The sequence below is a fragment of the Sphingobacterium psychroaquaticum genome, from assembly GCF_004421025.1.
Taxonomy (GTDB): Bacteria; Bacteroidota; Bacteroidia; order Sphingobacteriales; family Sphingobacteriaceae; genus Sphingobacterium; species Sphingobacterium psychroaquaticum.
In genome coordinates this window covers 173,358-195,898 of record NZ_CP038029.1, presented here as the reverse complement: position 1 = coordinate 195,898, position 22,541 = coordinate 173,358, and the positions used below count along the sequence as shown (strand labels likewise).

Below are 22,541 nucleotides of genomic sequence, written 5' to 3'. Positions count from 1 at the left end.
TTTTCCATGGAGAAGTGGCAAGTTCTAGACTCAAAGTACCTCGTACAACGCCCATGGGCAACCCTGCGTGTGGATAAACTACGTATGCCGAATGGCAATATCAAAGAAGAATATTACGTAATGGAGTACCCGAGCTGGGTCAACATGATAGGGATTACCGAAAAGGGCACAATTCTCTTCGTAAAGCAATACCGTCATGGAGCCGAACAGGTTCTTATTGAACTTCCAGCAGGCGTGGTGGAAGCAGGGGAAGACCCCGCAGATGCGGCACGACGTGAGATGTTAGAGGAAACAGGCTACGCCTTTGACACCATCGAAAAGATTGCAGAACTCTATGCGAACCCTGCGACGAGTGGAAATATCACTTCTACGTACCTACTCAAAAATGGACGTAAAGTTCAGGAACAAGAGCTGGATAGTTCTGAGGATATCGAAGTACTAGAAATGACAATAAATGAAGCCAAGCAATTTGTGCTAGATAATAAAATTGGACAAGCCTTACATACCTCGGCTTTGTTTTATACATTAATAAAGTTGGGTGCGCTGTAGCTCCCAACTTTATTCCCTAAAAAGTACCCAAACCCGAATTTTACTACTGTTTTTTGTACCTTTGCCGTATGGCAAGAGAAATTTTTGAAACAAAGAGAAAAGCACTTAAGATTAATTTAAACCCCGATATCTACGGAACCTTTGCCGAGATTGGGGCCGGACAGGAAGTTGCACGCAACTTTTTTGAAGCTGGAGCTGCCTCTGGAACAATCGCAAAATCTATCTCTGCCTACGATATGGCATTCAGCGATGCCATCTACGGCGAAGAAGAGTCCGGCCGCTATGTGAGCCGTACCAGACTAACCAAGATGCTGGAACACGAGTTCAACTTGCTTACCGAACGGTTGCACACCGAAAAATATGACTCTAAGAAATTCTTTGCCTTCGCCGACACCGTCACCACACTGAACTTTACCAAAACCAATGAGCCTCATGGTTGGATTGGAATACGTTTTCAGCATGAAGTAGACGGACCGATCAATGAAATTGTCATTCACGTCAGACTTCTTGACAGCGACTCTCGACTACAATCTAAAGTACTAGGAATCTTAGGTGTTAACTTAATTTTCGCGGCTTATTATTACGCCGAAAATCCACAAGTAATGATCGAATCGCTGGTCGACAACTTATCTGTTGGCTCCGTAGAAATTGACCTTGTTAAAGTATCAGGGCCTGTCTTCGAAAGCGCCAATGAGCGCTTGCTGAATCTTTACCTGATCGCAAAAGGGTTTGCTAAAGCAGCCATATTTAGACCCGATGGAAAAGCGGCCCAGATTAAGGATTATTTATACAAAAAGAACATTATTATTCTTAGAACCAAGTATCGCCAAAAATCGAACCCTAACTTCGACCTCTTTAACTTAGCGGTAGATCAGTTTCGTAAGAATACAGGTGCGTTACCGGAAAATACCGTTGTTCTAATTGAGGTTTTAATGGGAAATATCCTAGACGAAGAGCAACCTATTACAGACGACGATTTAAACTATTTTGCGCAACGAGCAGAATACCTGTGCTCAACAGGCAACAACATCATGGTGTCCAACTTTCGCCGAAACAACCACCTGGCCGAATTCATAAAAAGTTTTAAACCGCAACATATCGGTATTGCAACCAACGTATCCAACTTGAAGAATATCTTCAACTCAGACAACTACAATAAAGAGCAATATACAAACGAGTTGTTATCTTATATTTCAGGCATGTTCAGTAAGGACGTTAAGCTTTACGCATATCCATATTTAGATCGCAAAACGAATACCATTATCACTACGAAAAATATGCCTGTATCCGATGAAGCACAACATTTGTTCGACTTCTTGATTCAGAACAGCTACATCGTAGATATCGAAAACTACGACGAAAAGTTTGTAAAAACGGTATAGTCTATTACGTAGGAGCTGGGCTTGTCCCCGCCTGACCGTATCATCAAGAGAAACACCTCCTCCACAAGAATGTGCTAGCTCGAGCCTGCCTGTGCTAGTTCGAGCTTGAAGCTCGGACTTATCAGTATTTGCTATTTAAGGAGACACGAGCCAAAGGCTCGCGCCAGCATGAGGTGAAAAAGAGTAGACGCCTAGGATACCTACCTATGCAAAGTAAGCTTCTCCCCCTCCCTTAACCGCCTGATGTCGCCTGAGGAATATTTGCAATCTGTACAAACTTGCCCATGCACAGCCCATACCTGCAAAAATTCCTAGCGACGAATTTTTTGCTTCTTTTTTAAGGAAAAAAAGAAGAGCCACTCCGGCTTGAGGAGTAGTAAGTTCATTCCGATGTAGATCTTTACTTTTTTCTTGATAAAAAAGTAATCAAAAAATCAAGGCTGCATTCCTTATGCTACCTCATGCCATTCAAAGCTAAATCATCCAAAACTCACTCCGTTCAAACAAGGATGATTTTTGACGCTCTGTCTGGCATTCACAGACGCAGTCGGAACACTAGGCCGTTTTGAAAAGCTTCTGCTTGTTATCGCTTCGGACTCCCCTCAACCGCCTTATGTCGCCTGAGGAATATTTGCAACCTGTACAAACTTGCCCATGCACTGCCCATCCCTGCAAAAATTCCTAGCGACGAATTTTTTGCTTCTTTTTTAAGGAAAAAAAGAAGAGCCACTCCGGCTTGAGGAGCCCCCTCCACATCTTACAAATACTTCTTAAAGATCGAATACAAAATCTTCAGATCTTGCTCCTCCAACGTTGCCGTATTCGTATTCTTCTGGATGTAGTGAATCTTAAACGCCTTAATAGCGGCATCCAGATTCTTCACATCATAACCAATAACGCGCAACGCCAACCTCGGATCAAAACCTACCGGAGGAGCTTCTAAATAATCATCATACCAATACCCAAACCCTTTATCCGCTAACACCTTCCAAGGAAAGCGTGACGGATCATTCTTCCGTGTCGGCGCATAATCCATATGTCCAATAAAATTAGCTTGTGGAATTTTATACGTATCCTTTAAATATTGCAGAAGAGCAACCAACGCATCCACCTGCGCCGCCGGCCATGGATCCGTAGTTCCGTTATTATCCAATTCAATACCAATCGACGAAGAATTCAAATCCGTATCATTACCCCAACGGCCAGCCCCTGCATGATGCCCACGATACAGATCGTTCACCATCTGTACAACTTTACCATTTCTACCAATCACATAATGCGAACTAACACCTGCCTTTACACTGTGAAAAGTTTTCACCGTTTGACCGAGAGAATCCTGTGCTGTATGATGGATCATCACATAATTAGGCTTACGAATACCGAAATTGATGGATGCGATCCATTCCTTATCCGGAGTCGCAATTTTTTCTAATTGTCCCGTTACAGGTGCCTCCTTATAAACCCCTGAAAATTCTTTCGCTTTCTTCTTATACACCTTTTCCGTTGCAGCATATTTTCCACCACCACAAGCAGAAAGGATTAACATAGCCGCAGCGGGCAATACATAATATAGTCTTTTCATCATAATCGTTTTCTCAAAAGTACAAGCTTTATTGCAGACTTCAGCATGTTTACAAAAACTACCGCAAACAAACTCGTTACAAAACATCAACAACCTGTTCCGGGAGGATATACCCCTCCCCCAGCGAAATCACCTTTAAGTTACGAAATTCTATCTTAGCCCCTTCAGACTCCAAACATAAGTAACCTTTACGCTTCGACGATTCGCGGATACCATTCACAAACTTCCCATTAACAGACAACTTAATCGTACCATCCACACAAACCACCCGATACCGATTCCATTCCCCAACACCCAAACAGCGGTTCTCAATAGACTTACTGCGTACGCCTCGCGGATTATCAGGCGTAGTCGTCGTTTTCCCTGCCCCAAAAAGCTCACCATGCACATACGCAATAGGCGGTTCCTGCCCATTCACCTTATGTTGATTCACCCAATCCAGCTCCAACATCTGCACCTCTACCCCGCTAGGTAACCTGTTATGCGCTTCCGGCTGTGCGTCGCACCACACAAAAATACCCGAATTCCCTCCCTTTTCCATATGACGCCATTCCACCTCCAGAATAAAGTTCTGATACATCTTCTCCGAGCGTACCACACCAATCGGCCACCCTTTACCGACCAACTTATCCTTTTCCTTGTACCAACTCGTATCCGATGTATTCACATCAATCCACCGCAACGCACTCCCCTTGTGCTTACCCGCTAATAAATCATCGAACGACAATCCCTCGCCAAATGTAAAGCTATGTGCGGGCTGCGCCTGCAATGCCTTTGTTGCAGAAGTCCACAGCAACACCATCGCGCAAAATAATTTTAAAGATATATTCATGATATCCATTTAGGTTTAGTATGCAATCATAAACCACTAAAATAAAAAAACTCCCTGAAACAAATGCTTCAGGGAGTTTTAAAATATCTAATCGGCCAGCTTATGCTTCCGCATACTCTTCGATCGACGGACAAGAACAAATCAATGTTCTATCCCCTTGCGAATCGTTCACACGACCCACCGAAGGCCAGAATTTATTTACTTTTAAGTGAGGAAGCGGATAAGCCGCAGTCTGGCGACCATAAGGTCTGTTCCAGTCATCTGCCGTCACCACATCCGCCGTATGCGGCGCATGCTTCAACACATTTTCCTTTTGATCAGCCTCACCAGCTTCTACCGCTGCGATTTCCTGACGGATACTAATCATCGCTTCGCAGAAACGATCCAACTCCGCCTTAGACTCCGACTCTGTAGGCTCTACCATCAACGTACCAGCCACAGGGAAAGATACCGTTGGCGCATGGAAACCGTAGTCCATCAAACGTTTCGCAATATCAGCAACCTCAATACCTACATTCTTAAAGCCGCGACAATCAAGGATCATCTCATGCGCACAACGACCATTTGCACCAGCATACAATACCGGATAATGATGCTCTAGACGTGCTTTGATATAGTTCGCATTTAAGATCGCAGTTTTCGTTGCATTTGTTAAGCCGTCTGCCCCCATCATCGCGATATATGCGTAAGAGATAGTCAAAATAGAAGCCGATCCGAAAGGTGCTGCAGAAACGGCAGAAATACCCTGATCACCCGATACGCTTACTACTTCATGGTTCGGCAAGAAAGGCACTAAGTGCGCTGCCACACCAATTGGACCCATACCAGGACCACCACCACCATGTGGAATACAGAAAGTCTTGTGCAAGTTCAAGTGACAAACGTCAGCACCAATAAAGCCCGGGCTCGTCAGACCCACCTGCGCATTCATATTCGCGCCATCCATATACACCTGACCACCATTTGCATGGATAGCCTCACATATTTCAATAATAGACTCCTCAAATACACCATGTGTCGATGGATAAGTAACCATCAAAGAGTTCAAGTTTGCAGCATGCTCCGCAGCTTTCGCTTTTAGATCCGCTACATCAATATTTCCAAACTCATCACATTTCACAACAACAACCTTCAAGCCAGCCATCGATGCTGATGCAGGATTTGTACCGTGTGCCGAAGCAGGAATCAAACAAATGTCACGGTGGTTATCACCACGGCTTTCGTGGTATGCACGAATCACCATTAGACCCGCATATTCACCCTGTGCACCCGAGTTTGGCTGGAATGACATTTTTGCAAATCCAGTAATCTCCGACAACCAATCATTCAGCTCGTTGATTAACTGCATGTAACCTGAAGTCTGATCAACAGGAGCAAAAGGATGCAAACCACCGAAGTGCGCCCAAGTCAATGGAACCATCTCTGTAGTTGCATTCAACTTCATCGTACACGAACCCAATGGAATCATCGAGTGACAAAGAGACAAATCCTTAGACTCCAACGATTTGATATAGCGTAACATTTCACTTTCAGAATGATAGCTATTAAAGATTGGGTGTGTCAAGTACGACGACTGACGAACCAATTCCGCAGGGATCGAATCCCCTAAAGAATCGACCAATCCTTCCAAATCCACATCGCTTACATTTTTACCTTTTACCTTAGCAAAAACCTTAACGATCGTTTGGATATCTTCAAAAGAAGTCGTTTCATCAATAGAGATACCCACTACATCCTCGTGGTAGAAGAAGTTCAATTCGTGGTTTAATGCCTCGCTTTTAACACCACCGATATATTCGCCTACTTTAATACGCAATGTATCAAAATAAGAAGTATTTGTTTGTTCGTAACCTAAAGCCTGAAGCGCTTTATCCAATAATTTAGCAAGGTCGTTGATACGCATCGCGATATCTTTAACCCCTTGCGGACCATGGTACACCGCGTAGAATGACGCCATAATCGCTAATAATGCTTGCGCAGTACAGATATTAGACGAAGCTTTATCACGACGGATATGCTGCTCGCGCGTCTGTAAAGCCATACGCAGGGCATAATTTCCACTCGCATCCGAAGTAACCCCGATAATACGTCCCGGAATATTACGTTTGTAAGCATCTTTCGTTGCAAAGAAAGCAGCATGCGGCCCACCAAATCCCATTGGCACACCAAAACGCTGGGAGCTACCTACAACAACATCAGCACCCCATTCTCCCGGAGGCGTTAATAAAGCTAGTGAAAGTAAATCTGCTGCCACACACGTTGTGATACCTTTAGCTTCTGCTGCCGTAGTAAATGCCTTGTAGTCCGAAACCGTACCATCCGCTGCCGGATATTGGATAAAGGAGGCAAATACATCATCCGTTAAATTTGCGGCATCAATATCTGCAACACGGATTTCAACCCCGAAAGGTACAGCACGTGTTTGCAACACATCAAGTGTCTGTGGGAAAATATTTGGGGTAACTAAGAATGTATTAGCATCCTTGTTTTTACGTGCATTGTACAACATAAACATAGCTTCCGCCGCTGCCGTTGCCTCATCTAATAACGAAGCATTAACAATCTCTAAACCTGTTAAGTCAGAAACAGCCGTTTGGAAATTTAACAACGCCTGCAAACGACCCTGCGCAATTTCCGCTTGGTATGGCGTGTACTGCGTGTACCATCCTGGATTCTCCAAAACATTACGTTGGATAACACCAGGAACAGTAACGTCGTAATATCCTTGACCGATATACGATTTAAAAACTTTGTTCTTGTCTGCAATCTGCTTCACCTTAGCTAAATAAGCCTTCTCACTCAATGCCTTAGGTAAAGACATTGATTTTTTTAATCGAATCTGACTAGGAACAGTCTGCTCGATCAGCTCATCCAATGATTGTACCCCTAAAAAGGATAACATTTCTTGCGCTTCTGTGGAACGAGGTCCATTATGGCGATCTTCAAATTTTTCTTGATAAAATACGTTGCTCATTTTTACGCTTAACTTTTTGACAAACATAGCTCTAACAAGTAGTACACACGCATTAGAAGCCACAATTCTCATACTCTTTTGAGAGCACAAAGATACGACTTTATAAGGGAATAAACACGCAACAAAAGTTGTGTTCTTTATCATTACACAAAACAAACGTTTGCAGACACTTAGAAAGGCAATAGAAAAATAAAAACTGGACTATAACGACCACATCTGTAACGTTTTCAAGACCAGCACAACGTCACAAATACAGAAATCATGCGTAAAAAATAAGACCTCTGCCAATATCGAAAAGAGAATAATTTAAAAATACGTAATTTTGTCGTTATGAATTCGGAAAGAAAAGTTAGGGTACGTTTTGCCCCAAGTCCTACAGGCGGTTTACACCTTGGCGGTGTACGCACAGCATTGTTCAATTATCTTTTTGCGCGACACCACAAAGGAGAGTTTATCCTCAGAATAGAAGACACCGACCAAACGCGTTTTGTTCCTGGTGCGGAAGAATATATCACAGAATGTTTAGATTGGTGTGGCCTCACGCCAGACGAAAGTCCGAACAAGCCGGGAGCTTTTGGCCCGTACCGCCAGAGTGAGCGTAAACCTTCGTACAGACAATATGCAGAACAACTGATAGAAAGCGGATATGCTTACTATGCATTCGACACGGCCGCAGAGCTCGACGAACAGCGTCAGCTACAACCGAATTTCCGCTATTCGCATGAAAATAGAATGCAATTGCGTAATTCCCTAAGCCTTCCGGCAGAAGAAACGCAAAAATTATTGGCCGAAGGACATCCACATACCATACGAATCAAAGTTCCTACGGATGAAACCGTTGCCTTTGAAGATATGATTAGAGGTTGGGTTTCTTTTGAAACCAACCTTGTCGACGACAAAGTATTGCTTAAAGCAGATGGCATGCCAACGTATCACCTCGCGGTGGTTGTAGATGACCGTGCGATGGAAATATCTCATATTTTCCGCGGTGAAGAATGGCTTCCATCAGCGCCCGTACATATCTTATTATGGGAATACCTAGGCTGGAAAACAGAAATGCCTAACTGGGCACACTTACCGCTAATCCTTAAACCAGATGGCAACGGTAAACTGAGCAAACGCGATGGTGACAGATTGGGCTTCCCGGTTTATGCCATGAATTGGAACGACCCTAAAACAGGCGACCTGACCAAAGGATTCCGCGAGATGGGCTTCTTATCGGAAGCATTTGTCAACATGTTAGGCGTCTTGGGTTGGAACGATGGAACCGAGCAAGAGCTTTTCACGATGGATGAATTGATCGAAAAATTCAGTGTAGAGCGCATCAATAAAGCCGGAGCAAAATTTGATTTCGAAAAAGCAAAATGGTTCAACCACGAGTGGATCAAAAAAATTGACCAGCCTATTATCTTGGCTCGTGTGCTGCCTATCCTGGCCGTACACCAGGTAACAGGAGTAGACGAAACATACGTAAATCAAGTACTGACATTGGTTAAGGAACGAATGACGTTTGTCGAAGATTTCTGGGAACAAGCTTCTTTCTTCTTCCAACGCCCGACACAGTTTGATGCCGATGCTGTTAAACCAAAATGGAATGCAGACAAAACAACATTTTTCCAAAGTTTAATCACCGATTTTAATACAGTCGAATCGTGGGAGGCCGCAACATTGGAGCCCCTATTCAAAGAAAAAATCGCAACCTCCGGCATGAAGATCGGCGAATTGATGATGCCATTCCGTATCATGTTGGTCGGTGGTAAATTTGGTCCGGATGTATTCCAGATCACGCAATTACTCGGCAAAGAAGAGGTTAATGCACGTATTGCAAACGCTCTTCCACACTTCGAATAGTTATTACGCATTATACAATAGTAGAGCCACAAGATTTAGCTACGCTGAGCCCTTCGGGGTTTGTAGCTTTTTTGTGGCTCTTTTTGTAGCCATCCTTAACTTTCTACCTCCTTCACTCCTCACCTTTTTTTCCTATATTAGCCTTTACTTAAACCTTAAAGACACATGAAACTAAAATCTATTGCAAGCACGCTGCTATGGGCTTTTTGCCTTTTTTTTACCTTTACTGTAACCGCTCAACGTTCTGCTAAACACCCAGAAGAGAAATTAGGATGGAAACTCGGCGCACAAGCCTACACCTTCCGTTTATTCACTTTTGCCGAAGCGCTAGAGAAAATAAAAAGCTGCGACCTGCGCTTTGTAGAAGCCTTTCCCGGACAGACAATAGGAGCTGGAAGCACCGAAAAATTTGGCTACACCCTATCCGCCGAAGGTCGTCAATTGGTAAAAAAATTATTGAAAGATAATGGAATTACCCTACATGCATTCGGCGTTGTCGGCGGAAAAGATGCTGAAGAATGGGAAAAAATATTCGCCTTTGCCAAAGAAATGGGCATCCAGGTAATCACCTGCGAGCCGCAGGAATCACACCTCGATATCGTATCCGCTTTATGCGATAAATACAATGTAAAAGCAGCTTTGCATAACCACCCTGATCCTTCCCACTACTGGAAACCTGAGGTCGTACTAAACGCCCTAAAAGGCAGAAGTAAAAACATGGGAGCCGCCGCCGATGTAGGCCATTGGATGCGTTCTGGTCTTGACCCTGTCACTTGTTTAAAACAACTAGAAGGCAGAGTTATCCACTCTCATTTTAAGGATCTGAATGAGTTTGGTGATAAAAAAGCCCACGATGTGCATTGGGGAACAGGTAAGCTGCCAATCAAAGAAGTAATTGCTGAATTGAAAAGACAAAAATTCAAAGGTATGCTTTCCGCAGAATATGAATACAATTGGGAAAACAGTGTAACCGATGTAAAACAAAGTGCAGCCAACTTCAGGGCTTTACTGAAATAGCTAAAAGGGGCGAATGCCCCTTTTTCATTTTGTCCCTTTTCAGCAATCGCACACATGTGAGAAAAAAAAAGTAATTTGCAGGTGCAATGGTAAACAAGGAACATCTATATCAATACAATAATAAACAACGCTGGAAGGTTCTTTTGTTCCTTTTCGCCGCATGTATAGCTGCTGCGTCTTTATTTTACACCAACCATCTTGTAAAAAGCCTATCCCGTTCAGAAAGAACGAAAGCTGAAGTTTGGGCAATGAGCACCAAGAGCATCATCAGCATGCCCGATGTAGACGATGAATTTATTAGTTTCGTCTACGCCGTGCGCGACAGTCTCTCTACGCCAGCAATCATCACAGATAGTGCGCACAACATCATCTTCTGGCGTGATTTGGATGAGACAAAAACCAATGTAAAAAATCAAACAGATAGCGCACATCGAGGGTTACAGTACGATCCAGTTTACTTTCAGAAACAACTGGAAGCTATGCAAGAAAACCATGACCCGATTTCTCTACATTTGGAAACTGGTGAAGAGTGGCTTGTCTACTACCGCGATTCAGACGCCCTTCGCCAGCTCCGTATCTTTCCCTACGTACAGCTATCATTGATTGCTATATTTCTAATTATTGCATATACTGTATTCAACTCCATCAAAAAATCAGAACAAAACTTGGTTTGGGTAGGTATGGCCAAAGAAGCAGCACATCAGTTAGGCACACCGATCTCCTCCCTCATGGGCTGGCTTGAGCTGGTTCGCACCAAATATGAAGCACAAGACGACAGCATTCTTAACGAAATGGAACGTGATGTCAAGCGTCTCGAAATTGTAGCTGATCGCTTCTCAAAAATTGGTTCTATCCCTTCGCTAACTAGCCATGTTGTATACCCTGTTATTCAAGACTACATCAATTACTTTAAAGTCAGGACAAGCGAGAAAATTCAATTTGAACTGACCGGAGACCAAAGCTTAGAGGCCAAAATCAACATCCAATTGTTCGATTGGATTATTGAAAACCTTCTTAAAAATGCGGTCAATGCGATTGAGTCAGAAGGAAAAATAACCGTCAACATCATTGATAACATTGCAAAAGAGGAAATTTTTATAGACATTAGTGATACAGGAAAAGGAATACCAAAGTCAAATTTTGACACCATATTCCAACCCGGCTTCACCACACGAAAGCGCGGATGGGGATTGGGACTTAGTTTAACCAAACGAATGGTGGAATACCACCAAGGACATATTTTTGTAAAAGAATCCGAAATAGGAAAAGGAACTACATTTAGAATTATACTTAAAAGCAATTTAAAATATGAACCCACTGAAGTCTGACGAATATCCAGCCATTTACAACAACTATGTTGAACATGTGGTTGGCGATGTCCTTGCTGTACTACAGGAGCAGCTAGATTCATTTACCGAGTTTATCCGCAGCATACCTGAAGACATGGGGGATTATGCATATGCCGAAGATAAATGGACCATTAAAGAAGTGCTCTGTCATATCTTGGATACGGAACGGGTAATGGTATATCGCGCTTTGCGCTTTTCGCGGAACGATATGACCGAACTGGAAGCTTTTGAACAAGATGAGTTTGTACAAAATGCCCGTCACAACGAACGCTCCTTTGATAGCATCAGCGAAGAGTTCATGTACCTCCGTAAGGCCAACCTACTCTTCTTTGAAACCCTCAACGAAAGTGAACTAGAACGAAAAGGAATGGCATCAGGTCGCTTAGTTACCGTGAAAGCCTTTCTGTACGTGATTGCGGGCCACCTTACACACCACAGAATCATCCTTAAAGAAAGGTATTTAAACAATGAAAACATCGAACATCTGGTTTAGAACATATACCCTCGAAGAGATCAATCATATCTTCGCAAAGTTTATGACCGGTTATCTTGAAATTAAGGCAACCACGATAACAGAAGATAGCCTGGTGGTAAGTATGCCAATATCCGATAAAGTGCGGCAACCCTATGGCATCCTTCATGGTGGCGCATCAGTAGTTCTTGCCGAATCAGTAGGAAGTGTCGCTTCCGCCCTCGTGGTAGACCCAGACAAATACGCAGCTGTGGGTATGGAAATCAATGCCAATCATCTTAAATCTGTTCGTGAAGGTATAATCCATGCCTACTGCACGCCCTTACATATTGGAAAAAAAAGCCATGTCTGGGATATCAAAATAAAGAACGAAAACGAGGACTTAATTTGCGTATCTCGCTTAACAATAGCGGTAATAGATAAGTTGCCCCTCGCTTAATGCACCGCGTAAATAAGTATCCTATTTTTAACAGCTTTTAACAAAAAAGCAACAAAACAATACGTGATCCTAATTGTAGTACTATATGAAACCCTATAGCTTGGTTTCATGATACGGTTTAGGTTTCGAAGAGACTATGCCCCACGTAGTCTCTTCGATGTTTTTAGTGATATAAGCCCCACTTCACACCCTAATCCTAAAGAAAACAAAAGTCATTTATTCCGTTTATTGAACGATTAATAATTTAGACTCTTTAAAGCGTTTTTTTCATGCGCAACCGTTTGTCTTTTTGATTATGCTTCCGTATTTCAATATATTTTATTAGTCTTGTAATATGGAATGTTCCATACACAAAAAATCAACCACATTAACGTAAACTTTTTTTATCGATGAATGGTATAGATACGCAAAAAAAGACAGCATTGGTACCGATGTTAATCTGCTGTGCTTTATTCTTTATTTTAGGCTATGTCACTTGGGCAAACGGGGCATTGATACCCTTTGTGAGATTAGCCTTCAACCTGGAGACCGACCTACAGGCATTCTTTATTTTATTTGCTTCTTATATTGCTTATTTTTTCTTGGCACTACCTAGTTCCTGGATCTTGGGCAAAGTAGGATTTAAAAACGGACTTATTCTTAGTCTTCTACTGATTGTCCTTGGCGCCTTAATCATTTTACCGGCTGCCTCACAGTTGAGCTATGGTTTATTTTTGTTAGCAATCTTTGTACAGGCTTCCGGAATGGCGCTTTTGCAAACAGCTATCAACCCGTACCTTAGCATTATCGGTCCAATAGAAAGTGCTGCACAACGGATCTCTATCGTAGGAATTTTCAACAAAGGGGCCGGTATTATTGTACCGATCGTCCTTGGTAGTATCTTACTAAAAGACTATGACACCATCTCGCACAAAGTACAGGAATTACACAGCGGCCCTGAACACGATGCACTCCTAACAGATCTTGCTGCCCGACTTCATGGTCCATACATTGGTGTTGCTATTGGCGTTGCTCTTCTAGCCGTGATTGTATATGTAGTGAAAATGCCAGAAGTGGATGTCAACAAGGAAGAAGAAACACTAGAAACAGCAGCAGGTTCGAAAAAGAAAAACAGCGTATTTGATTTCCCTCACTTATTCTTAGGCACATTGGCGATCTTCTTTTGTGTTGCTGTAGAAGTAATGGCAGGAGACATTATCGGAACCTATGGAAAACTATTGTCTTTACCACCATTCTTTGTTAAATACGGTACAGCCTTTACATTAGGTTGTATGTTACTCGGATATTTCATCGGTATTGCTACGATTCCAAAATACATCTCACAACAGGCAGCACTTCGCCTATGTACCATTATCGGTATTACATTCACCGTTATTTCTGTCTTCACAACAGGTATGACATCGTACATCTTCGTGGCGTTATTGGGGGTAGCCAACGCGTTAATGTGGCCCGCTATCTTCCCGCTGGGAATTAAAGGATTGGGGCGCTTTACAAAAGTAGGATCTGGTATCATGATTATGGGTATCGCCGGAGGTGCAATCTGGCCGTTAATCTATGGTTACCTGAAAGATACATTACATATCGATTTCCAACATGCATTTTTATATGCCATGGTTCCAGCTTACTTATATATCCTATACTTCGCTAGTGCAGGTCACAAAGTAAGTCAGAAAAACGGATAAGAATCCATCTCGAAGTTTCGATCGAGGAAAAGGAGAAATCTAAAAACTTGCTTAATATGGTTTTTGGGTTTCTCCTTTTTTACATAAACATGTATTTATCAACCTTGTATATTCCCCTTTTTTGGGTATTTTTAAACACATAAAACACTAAACAGAATATGAAAAAGACATTCTTATCTCTTCTAAGTGCCGCTGCTGTGTTCGTTTCGGTACAAACCGTCGATGCGCAAGTAAAACTTCCACAAGCAAGTAGCACTACAAAAATTGAGCAAGGCGTAGGTATTAAAAACGTAACGCTAGTCTACCAACGTCCTAATGTGAACAACCGCGTAATCTTTGGCGGATTGGTTCCTTACGACGAAGTATGGCGTACGGGAGCAAACAACATTCCATCGATCACGTTTGAAGAAGAGGTAACGATTGCCGGAAATAAAGTGCCTGCTGGTACATACGGAATATTTTCCATCCCGACCAAAGGAGATTGGACCATTATCCTAACAAAGAACGAAAAACAATGGGGCGCATACCAATACAACAAAGCGGAGGACTTTGTGCGTTTCACAGCAAAAGCACAAAAAGTAAATGGTAAAGTAGAAACCTTTACCATGGCTTTTGAAAATGTTACGCCTAAGGGGGCAGATCTAAGCTTAGCATGGGAAAATGCAAAAGTATCATTCCATATTGCCGTTGATCAATCCAAAGAGATTATGGCTTCTATTGAGGAGGCAATGAAAGGAGATAAAAAACCATACTTCCAAGCAGCACAATACTATTTCAACAACGACCTCGATATCAAGAAAGCCGTTGAATGGGCAAACGAAGCAGATAAAGGCAACACAAAGGCGCCACACATCAAATATTGGAGAGCACGCATCTTGTTAAAATCTGGTGACAAAGCCGGCGCTATCAAAACAGCAACTGAAGGTATAGAAATGGCAAAAGCTGGAAACAACGAGGAATACGTGAAGCTAAATGGACAAGTGATCGCAGAAGCGAAAAAATAATCGTTGATAAACGAATCCTAAAAAAGGAGCTCTACATCATGTAGAGCTCCTTTTTTACGTCTTCAGTGCGTCATATAAAATCTCGACAGGGTGATAAGCACGTTCCTGTACGCCATCCTGAATCTGATGGCGACACGATGCACCCGGCGCAGCCACCACAACACCTTCTGCCTTCGCTCGAATTGCAGGGAACAATACCAGTTCACCTATGTCCTGAGATATTTTATAGTGCTCTTCTTCATACCCAAAAGACCCCGCCATACCACAACAGCCAGATGGAATATTTTTAACAGAATAGCCACTAGGTATTGCTAATACCTCCGCGACGTCCGGCTGCAAGCCCCAAGCCTTCTGCTGGCAGTGCGTATGCAAAAGAACCTCTTTCTCTTGGTTTGTAAACTGCTCCGGACCTATCCGGCCAGCGCGCTTCTCACGCACCAGAAACTCCTCGATCGTCAACGCATACTTTGCTGTATACTTCGCCTCCTCGATTAAATCCTCCTGCACCAGATCCACGTACTCATCCCGAAAGGTAAGTATCGTGGACGGCTCCACAGCAACCAGGCAAACCTCCTCGTTCAGCAATTTCGCAAACCGACGAACATTCGCATTCGCCAACTTTCTTGCCTCGCGCAAAAAACCTTTTGACAGCAACCCTCTACCACTAAAAGCGTGTGGCACATTCAACACCTGATACCCCAAGCGTTCCAGTAAAAGGATAGCCTTTTTTCCAACCTCTACATCATTGTAATTCGTAAACTCATCGAAAAAAAAGTAGACCTGACGGTTTGGTTTATCTCGGGAATTTAACTGAGCTCGATCGGTAAACCATTTACGCAATGACACTTCTCCAACAGTAGGAATCGAACGCTCCGAAGCGAAACCAAGTATTCGTTTCATAACCCCACTTGTCCAACTATTTCCAACAGCCCAGTTATATAGCTTCGGGAAGTGGGACACTAACATTGTCATCTGATCCACATGGCCGATTATCCACGAGCGAAAAGGGACACCGTTACTATCGTAGTAAGCCTGTAGAAAATCAGCTTTCAACTTAGCCATATCGACGCTGGACGGGCATTCCGATTTACATCCCTTACAGCTCAAGCATAAGTCCATCACCTCTTTGATCTCCTCATGGTCAAACGGGTTGCGCTCCGTCGAGGTAGTAAGCATCTCCCGTAACATATTGGCGCGGGCACGCGTCGTATCCTGCTCATTCCGCGTTGCCATATACGACGGACACATTGTACCTCCGGAAAGCTCCGTTTTCCGACAGTCACCCGAGCCATTACATTGCTCTGCGTGTTGCAAAATACTTTGTCCGTTATACCGAAAAACGGATTTTATCGCTCTGGCCGGTTTCTCTGGATCATAGCGCAGCGAACTGTTCATCGGCGCCGTATCGACAATTTTTCCAGGATTAAAGATTCCCTTTGGATCCCATGTTCTCTTAATATCTTTTAATAGCTTATAGTTGTGTTCGCCCAACATCAGCGCAATAAATTCACCCCGTAAGCGTCCGTCACCATGCTCCCCACTCAAGGAACCACCATACCGCTTCACGAGCTGTGCAATTTGTGTAGCAATCAGCCGGAACTGTGCATTTCCTTCTTTTGTTTTTAGGTTGATAATAGGTCTTAAATGCAACTCTCCTGTGGCCGCATGGGCATAATGTACCGAGTAAAGACCTTGCTCCGCAAGGATTTTATTAAACTCGGCAATATAAGCCGGTAGATCGCGCACATCAACCGCCGTATCTTCAATAACAGCCACCGGTTTATTATCCCCTGGCGTATTGCTTAGTAAGCCAAGCCCTGCTTTTCGTAAATCCCAAACACGCTTTTTATCGGATCCCAATACCAGCGGAAAAGAATAACCAAGCCCCTGTGCACGCATGTCAGCCTCCACCAGTGCAACCTTACGCTTGATATCCGCTATATCATCACCGTCATACTCCACCACCAAAATAGCGCCTGGATCACCTTCCACAAAAAAGCTATTTTGAGCCTGTTGAATATTATTTTTGGTGCATTCCAAAATATAATGGTCCATCAGTTCGGAAACCAATGGCTTATGCTCAAGTGCAATTAGATTGGCGGCTAACGCTTGGGCAACATCTGCAAAATGGATACACAACAAACCAGAAGGCTTGACAGGCCGATCAACAAGATTTAATTTAATCGAGGTAATAAAAGCCAGCGTTCCTTCCGATCCACAAAGCAACTTACAGAAGTTAAACGGCTCCGTTCCAGCCGTAAATGGATCGCTATCAAGGAGCATATCAAGCGCATATCCCGTATTTCTACGATCAATCGTGGGCTTTGGAAACTCCCGACGTATATGCTCTTGATTCTGGTAATCACCAAGCATCGAACGTATTTCCCGATAAACCCTTCCTTCTAAATCCTTCTGTTCACATTTCTCACAAAATGCATCAAAGGACAATGCTTTAAATGTAACGGCGGACCCATCGCTTAACAATGCATCGATCTCCAGACAATGTTCTCGGGTGCTTCGATAGATCAATGAATTTGATCCGCAAGAATTATTCCCAACCATGCCACCAATCATAGCACGGTTAGCCGTTGATGTTTCAGGACCGAAATATAAACCGTGTGGATGAAGGAAAGAATTAAGCTCATCACGAATAACACCGGGTTGCACACGCACCCATTTTTCGGATACGTTCAGCTCCAAGATATTGGTAAAATGGCGTGAAATATCCACGACAATGCCATGCCCGACCACCTGCCCCGCTAAAGAAGTTCCAGCAGCACGTGGAATCAAGGAGGTGCCATGTTCCGCCGCAAAAGCGATTAAATTGCTTAAATCCGTAACCGATCTAGGGATCGCCACCGCCAGCGGCAACTCCCGATAAGCCGAAGCATCAGTAGCATATAGAATACGCATCTTCTGATCCCAGTACAACTCCCCCTCTAAGATCGCTGCCAGTTGCTTCAGCAGTAATTCATCCATGTTATCTTAATAATATTGAACTCCAAAGTGTTTTCCTTGGATTCCTCCTCCTAACCACGCTCGGAATGACGAAAAAGGTTACACCGTCATGCTCTTTTCTTTGTCCCGTGATACTCTTTTCTCTGCACCGTTATCCACTTCACTTTACACCGTTATCCGTTTCCCCTTACTCCGTCATGCCGACGACAGGAGGCATCTAAACACTATATCTGTTTATTTAGAGATTCCTACTCGTAACCTCATTCGGAATGACGAAAAGGTTACTTCCCGATCTGCGACGTATATGTACTTTCAAAAATCTTATCCGCATTATCCGTTTCAAAGCCATCCCGGCGATGCTTCGCCCGCAGCTCCTCACGCGGCACATCAGCAAAAGCAGGTAATACCCCCCGTTCAGCAAACTCCACATAACTACCTGCGATCTTCAATGTTTTACCATCCGAAAACGTTGCGTCATATAAAGCGGACACCGTGCTGCTCTGCCGCAACAACCCATCTCCACTTGTCTTGATCTTTCCGCCCGAAGTATTTAGTGTGATCCCAATACCCTCCAGAAAAGCATTGAACTCCTCTATCTTGTTATAACCATCCTGTAGCTCGTGGATACTGATGGTATAATGATTCAAGTAATACCGATTGAAGATAACCCACGCCGCATACTCGCTCTCCTCCAACAAGCGTTGATACTCGACCGAAGTCGGTAACTCCCATAACGGCTTCTGCAAGAAATTCGCAGCCTGCTGCCCATCTTTCAGGTTTAGTGCATCCACCGGGTCACTCTTTATCTTATCGGTATACCTATGAACAATAGCTTGAGCCTCTTCACTCAACGCAGAAACAACCAATTCCGAAACAAAAATACGCGGATAATCCGTCGAGGGTGGAGCATACCAATACGCATTCAACTTCTTCCCTTCAAAATAATAATAATCCTTTCGGGTATAGCCATATTCCAGGAATATCTTCTCGAACGACTGAATGCCCAAGTGCGGAACACCTAACGTACGAAAAGCGATGTGATCGTTTACAATATCCGCTTGCGAGGCAATAACGTTCTTCTCCAGTAAACTGTTTGTAATTTTCGATACATCAACGACATGATCACGGTAATGATCAAACAAATCGTTCAACACAATATCTAATGGTTTTTGCTCATCGAAATGCATAGCCAAAAATTTAAGGTTTATACTGCATTAAATTTACGTAAACATTCGAACAATAAAAAGAAGTGGTAAACAAAATTCGATAAAAGGATTAAAATATCGAATTAAATACAAGAAACTACAATTCTTCCCTAAGAATTTTCTCCAACTCCTCTGGAGAAAGATTCATATTCACATTTCCATCCTTCGCCAAAGAGATCTCACCCGTTTCTTCCGAAACAATAACGGCTATCGCCTCCGAAACCTCTGTCACTCCAATAGCAGCGCGATGACGAAGTCCAAATTGTGGTGGCAGATCCTCACTATCCGATAACGGAAGCACACTGCTTGCCGTCATTATACGAAAATCGACAATTACAACAGCACCATCGTGTAACGGGCTATTTTTAAAGAAAATCGTTTCTAACAAGCGTTTAGAAACAGGCGCATCAATATACTCTCCACTGGACTGATAATATTCTTCATCAAAGTAACGAGAAAACACCAACAAAGCTCCTGTCCGCGATTTAGACATACTACGGCACGCCTCCACAATAGGTTTTAGATGTTCTGAGTTATCAACCTGTGTTGTTTTTTTATTGCCCAAGAACGACCAAAAAAACTTCTTTCGCCGAAGGGATATATTTTTTCCGATATGAATAAGGAATCGTCGTATTTCTTGTTGAAAGACAACTATAAGTGCAATTGAACCGACCGAGATAAAGCCGCCAAATATTTCGGTTAACAGCCGCATCTCCATCTGCTTAACCACCAGATAAACACCGTAGAAAAGCATCACACCAATCAAAATATTAACCGCAATAGTACCCTTTATCAAACTATATACGTAATAGATGATAATGGCAACCAGTAGAATGTCGATAATATCTAACAATCGAAACCCACTCAGAATATCTAGATCGAAGCCTCCCATGTGTATGTTATGCAATTTAGGAAAATTATTAACACAAAAAAATAAATACCTTTGCATAGAACAAGAAAGATCATTATGACAAAACTATCCGTTAATATTAACAAGATTGCGACTCTACGCAACTCAAGAGGCGGTAATGTTCCCAACGTAGTCGCTGCTGCGCTCGCGTGCGAACGCTTCGGTGCCGAAGGGATTACGGTACATCCACGTCCTGACGAACGCCATATCCGTTATCAAGATGTGTATGATCTAAAAGCAGAGATTGCCACCGAATTCAATATAGAAGGAAATTGCCAGGAGCAAAAATTTATCGACCTGGTAGTAGCGAACAAACCAACACAGGTTACCTTAGTTCCTGATGCCTTAGGACAGATCACATCTAACCACGGTTGGGACACCATCCAGCACCGCGATTACCTAAAAGACATGGTTAAGCTCTTCAAGGATCAAGGCATTCGTGTCTCTATTTTTGTCGATCCCGATGTCGATATGGTAGAAGCAGCAGCAGAGACAGGCACCGACCGAATAGAACTGTATACTGAAGCCTATGCAGCATCCTTTGGGTTCGATAGCGAGAAAGCTATTTCCCCTTACTTTCAAGCCGCCAAGAAAGCGCAAGAGGTCGGTCTTGGTCTAAATGCAGGACACGATCTAGACCTCAACAACCTAAAATATTTTAATGAACACATCCCCGGATTATTGGAAGTCAGCATCGGACATGCCCTTATCGCGGACGCGCTCTACTTAGGCCTAGAAGAAACTATAAAACGCTACTTAGCTGCGCTAAGAGCATAAAAAAAGAGGAGCTTCTTATAAAGCTCCTCTTTTTTTATTTTATCCCTTTAAAGATTCTATTCCAACGTATTTTTGACAGGAACGACCCTTGTTCATCATAACTTAACCAGGTAAACAACGCCTTACCAACGATATGATCTTCTGGGACAAAACCCCAAGCCCGAGAGTCTAGTGAGTTGTGTCTATTATCTCCCATCATCCAGTAATAGTTTTGTTTAAAGGTATAGCTTGTTGCCTTCTGCCCATTCACATAATAACCGTCCGCTCTCTTTTCAAATTTATTTCCTTCATAATCCCGGATTGCACGCACATACATCGGCACGGTCAGCGAGTCCAAAGCAACCGTCCAACCTTTTGCAGGAATGGTAATGGGACCAAAATTATCAAAGTTCCAATTCGCGTAATGTGGATCATGTGGATAGGTGTCTCCCGTCGCTTCACCCTTCGGCAAAATCCCTATCTCAACCGCTTTGACATTACTCCAACCCTTCACAATCGCTGCTTCGTCTTCTGTCATAAACATCTGAAAAACGTTCGGTTGATTCGTTGGGCGAGTTTCTAAGCGTAATTCCAATATCTTTTCCTGGCTTAAGCCTGATTCATCAGTATACACAAAGTAGTCCATCTGCATTTCTGGTGGCACAAAGCCTGGCTTGCCATTTACAATCAACTTTGCCCCTTCCATTTCAATTTTATCACCAGGTAAGCCTACGCAACGCTTAATGTAGTTCTCACGCTTATCAATAGGACGAGTAACTACTGTAAACTGACGGTCAACCGCCTCTTTACCAATACTGCGTACCACATCGGCATATGTCTGATCTTGGTATTCTAAAATTACGGTATCTCCAGCTGGAAAGTTAAAGACCACAACGTCGTTTCGTTTTATTTCCTGAAAACCAGGCAATCGCTTATAATCTAATTTAATTAACTCAGAATAAGCCTTTCCTCCCGTTAGCGGCATCGTATGATGCGCAAAAGGAAACGCCAACGGCGTCATGGGCACCCGCGGTCCATAATTCAATTTACTCACAAAAAGAAAATCACCGATCAATAAGCTACGCTCCATCGATCCCGTCGGAATCATATAGGCTTCAATCAAGAAACCACGAATTAAAGAAGCTGCAACGGTTGCGAAAATAATGGCATCGGCCCATTCCCGTGCAACACTTTTATGATAGGGATATTTCTTTTTAAATTCTTCAGTATGCGACTGTCCCAAATACTTCACCTGTGGATCTCTACCCCATAGCGGTAAAAAGATGAACGGAAACAAAACAGCAACAGCCGTTTCCCAGAATCTTCTCTTACCAAAACATTTAAGAAAATCCAGGTACAACCCATAAAAAATAAAAATATTGACGATAGGTACCAATAAAAGGAATACCCACCAAGTCGGACGCGCAGTCAATTGCGCCATTACATACTCCCGATAAAAAGGCACGATGGCCTCCCATCCTTGTTTTCCTGCTTTCTTAAATAACAGCCACAATCCGTAAATGGATAGAGCAATCAATAGCGCAAAAATTATATACCACATATACAAATGTCTTTTTTA

17 protein-coding genes are annotated in these 22,541 nt (G+C 43.1%); 10 read left to right on the top strand and 7 right to left on the bottom strand.

The window, feature by feature from the left end; all coding sequences use genetic code 11:
- Positions 1-6 precede the first annotated feature (6 nt).
- Both E2P86_RS00825 and E2P86_RS00820 read left to right on the top strand, forming a co-directional pair.
- On the top strand, positions 7-549 hold the full coding sequence (locus E2P86_RS00825) for an NUDIX hydrolase (RefSeq protein ID WP_134430121.1): 543 nt from the start codon (positions 7-9) through the stop codon (positions 547-549).
- A gap of 68 nt (positions 550-617) precedes the next feature.
- Positions 618-1,931: a nicotinamide mononucleotide adenylyltransferase gene (locus E2P86_RS00820; protein WP_085474082.1), complete on the top strand. Its 1,314-nt coding sequence runs from the start codon at positions 618-620 to the stop codon at positions 1,929-1,931.
- A gap of 757 nt (positions 1,932-2,688) precedes the next feature.
- On the opposite strand, the gene E2P86_RS00815 is transcribed toward E2P86_RS00820, so the two are convergent.
- From E2P86_RS00815 to gcvP, 3 genes are all read right to left on the bottom strand, one after another.
- The gene (locus tag E2P86_RS00815) at positions 2,689-3,513 is read right to left on the bottom strand and encodes an N-acetylmuramoyl-L-alanine amidase (protein WP_206368012.1); all 825 of its coding nucleotides are present in this window, start codon (positions 3,511-3,513) and stop codon (positions 2,689-2,691) included.
- A 76-nt stretch (positions 3,514-3,589) separates the two neighbouring features.
- The gene (locus E2P86_RS00810; RefSeq protein WP_085474206.1) at positions 3,590-4,345 is read right to left on the bottom strand and encodes a 3-keto-disaccharide hydrolase; all 756 of its coding nucleotides are present in this window, start codon (positions 4,343-4,345) and stop codon (positions 3,590-3,592) included.
- Positions 4,346-4,445: 100 nt separating this feature from the next.
- Positions 4,446-7,319 carry an aminomethyl-transferring glycine dehydrogenase gene (gene gcvP / locus E2P86_RS00805; protein WP_134430116.1) on the bottom strand — a complete coding sequence of 958 codons (2,874 nt, stop codon included), beginning with the start codon at positions 7,317-7,319 and terminating at the stop codon, positions 4,446-4,448.
- Positions 7,320-7,649: 330 nt separating this feature from the next.
- Between gcvP and gltX the strand changes: the two genes are divergently transcribed.
- The 7 genes from gltX (at position 7,650) to E2P86_RS00770 (ending at position 15,133) form a co-directional block, all read left to right on the top strand.
- Entirely contained in the window at positions 7,650-9,170 is a 1,521-nt protein-coding gene (gene gltX, locus E2P86_RS00800) for a glutamate--tRNA ligase (protein WP_134430113.1), read from the top strand.
- Positions 9,171-9,335: 165 nt separating this feature from the next.
- A complete protein-coding gene (locus E2P86_RS00795) occupies positions 9,336-10,187 on the top strand; it encodes a sugar phosphate isomerase/epimerase family protein (protein ID WP_134430110.1) in 852 nt (283 codons plus the stop codon).
- A gap of 86 nt (positions 10,188-10,273) precedes the next feature.
- Positions 10,274-11,515: a sensor histidine kinase gene (locus tag E2P86_RS00790; protein WP_085474078.1), complete on the top strand. Its 1,242-nt coding sequence runs from the start codon at positions 10,274-10,276 to the stop codon at positions 11,513-11,515.
- The gene (locus E2P86_RS00785; RefSeq protein WP_085474077.1) at positions 11,496-12,029 is read left to right on the top strand and encodes a DinB family protein; all 534 of its coding nucleotides are present in this window, start codon (positions 11,496-11,498) and stop codon (positions 12,027-12,029) included. Before E2P86_RS00790 ends, E2P86_RS00785 begins: the two co-directional genes overlap by 20 nt.
- Positions 12,004-12,447 carry a hotdog fold thioesterase gene (locus tag E2P86_RS00780; protein WP_085474076.1) on the top strand — a complete coding sequence of 148 codons (444 nt, stop codon included), beginning with the start codon at positions 12,004-12,006 and terminating at the stop codon, positions 12,445-12,447. The genes E2P86_RS00785 and E2P86_RS00780 overlap by 26 nt, the downstream gene beginning before the upstream one ends.
- Positions 12,448-12,836: 389 nt before the next feature.
- Positions 12,837-14,129, top strand: coding sequence for a sugar MFS transporter (locus E2P86_RS00775; protein ID WP_166785123.1), 1,293 nt, complete (start codon positions 12,837-12,839; stop codon positions 14,127-14,129).
- A gap of 158 nt (positions 14,130-14,287) precedes the next feature.
- Positions 14,288-15,133: a DUF2911 domain-containing protein gene (locus E2P86_RS00770; RefSeq protein ID WP_134430107.1), complete on the top strand. Its 846-nt coding sequence runs from the start codon at positions 14,288-14,290 to the stop codon at positions 15,131-15,133.
- A 54-nt stretch (positions 15,134-15,187) separates the two neighbouring features.
- Here the strand turns inward: E2P86_RS00770 and E2P86_RS00765 are convergent, their stop codons facing one another.
- From E2P86_RS00765 to cdaA, 3 genes are all read right to left on the bottom strand, one after another.
- Entirely contained in the window at positions 15,188-18,112 is a 2,925-nt protein-coding gene (locus E2P86_RS00765; RefSeq protein WP_134430104.1) for an FAD-binding and (Fe-S)-binding domain-containing protein, read from the bottom strand.
- A 260-nt stretch (positions 18,113-18,372) separates the two neighbouring features.
- The gene (locus E2P86_RS00760; protein WP_134430101.1) at positions 18,373-19,278 is read right to left on the bottom strand and encodes a DUF1338 domain-containing protein; all 906 of its coding nucleotides are present in this window, start codon (positions 19,276-19,278) and stop codon (positions 18,373-18,375) included.
- Positions 19,279-19,393: 115 nt separating this feature from the next.
- Positions 19,394-20,188 carry a diadenylate cyclase CdaA gene (gene cdaA / locus E2P86_RS00755; RefSeq protein WP_085474071.1) on the bottom strand — a complete coding sequence of 265 codons (795 nt, stop codon included), beginning with the start codon at positions 20,186-20,188 and terminating at the stop codon, positions 19,394-19,396.
- Positions 20,189-20,263: 75 nt separating this feature from the next.
- On the opposite strand from cdaA, the gene E2P86_RS00750 reads away from it, so the two are divergent.
- Positions 20,264-20,983 (top strand): pyridoxine 5'-phosphate synthase, encoded by a 720-nt coding sequence (locus E2P86_RS00750; protein WP_134430098.1) that lies wholly within the window; start codon positions 20,264-20,266, stop codon positions 20,981-20,983.
- Positions 20,984-21,017: 34 nt separating this feature from the next.
- Here E2P86_RS00750 and lepB read toward each other — a convergent pair whose 3' ends face one another.
- Positions 21,018-22,523 carry a signal peptidase I gene (gene lepB / locus E2P86_RS00745; protein WP_134430095.1) on the bottom strand — a complete coding sequence of 502 codons (1,506 nt, stop codon included), beginning with the start codon at positions 22,521-22,523 and terminating at the stop codon, positions 21,018-21,020.
- Positions 22,524-22,541: the final 18 nt, after the last annotated feature.

Excerpts from the sequence above, each read along its gene's own strand:
- E2P86_RS00825 (WP_134430121.1), top strand. The coding sequence starts at position 7 with ATGGAGAAGTGGCAAGTTCTAGACTCAAAGTACCTCGTACAACGCCCA.
- E2P86_RS00820 (WP_085474082.1), top strand. The coding sequence starts at position 618 with ATGGCAAGAGAAATTTTTGAAACAAAGAGAAAAGCACTTAAGATTAAT.
- E2P86_RS00815 (WP_206368012.1), bottom strand. The coding sequence starts at position 3,513 with ATGAAAAGACTATATTATGTATTGCCCGCTGCGGCTATGTTAATCCTT.
- E2P86_RS00810 (WP_085474206.1), bottom strand. The coding sequence starts at position 4,345 with ATGAATATATCTTTAAAATTATTTTGCGCGATGGTGTTGCTGTGGACT.
- gcvP (WP_134430116.1), bottom strand. The coding sequence starts at position 7,319 with ATGAGCAACGTATTTTATCAAGAAAAATTTGAAGATCGCCATAATGGA.
- gltX (WP_134430113.1), top strand. The coding sequence starts at position 7,650 with ATGAATTCGGAAAGAAAAGTTAGGGTACGTTTTGCCCCAAGTCCTACA.
- E2P86_RS00795 (WP_134430110.1), top strand. The coding sequence starts at position 9,336 with ATGAAACTAAAATCTATTGCAAGCACGCTGCTATGGGCTTTTTGCCTT.
- E2P86_RS00790 (WP_085474078.1), top strand. The coding sequence starts at position 10,274 with ATGGTAAACAAGGAACATCTATATCAATACAATAATAAACAACGCTGG.
- E2P86_RS00785 (WP_085474077.1), top strand. The coding sequence starts at position 11,496 with ATGAACCCACTGAAGTCTGACGAATATCCAGCCATTTACAACAACTAT.
- E2P86_RS00780 (WP_085474076.1), top strand. The coding sequence starts at position 12,004 with ATGAAAACATCGAACATCTGGTTTAGAACATATACCCTCGAAGAGATC.
- E2P86_RS00775 (WP_166785123.1), top strand. The coding sequence starts at position 12,837 with ATGAATGGTATAGATACGCAAAAAAAGACAGCATTGGTACCGATGTTA.
- E2P86_RS00770 (WP_134430107.1), top strand. The coding sequence starts at position 14,288 with ATGAAAAAGACATTCTTATCTCTTCTAAGTGCCGCTGCTGTGTTCGTT.
- E2P86_RS00765 (WP_134430104.1), bottom strand. The coding sequence starts at position 18,112 with ATGGATGAATTACTGCTGAAGCAACTGGCAGCGATCTTAGAGGGGGAG.
- E2P86_RS00760 (WP_134430101.1), bottom strand. The coding sequence starts at position 19,278 with ATGCATTTCGATGAGCAAAAACCATTAGATATTGTGTTGAACGATTTG.
- cdaA (WP_085474071.1), bottom strand. The coding sequence starts at position 20,188 with ATGGGAGGCTTCGATCTAGATATTCTGAGTGGGTTTCGATTGTTAGAT.
- E2P86_RS00750 (WP_134430098.1), top strand. The coding sequence starts at position 20,264 with ATGACAAAACTATCCGTTAATATTAACAAGATTGCGACTCTACGCAAC.
- lepB (WP_134430095.1), bottom strand. The coding sequence starts at position 22,523 with ATGTGGTATATAATTTTTGCGCTATTGATTGCTCTATCCATTTACGGA.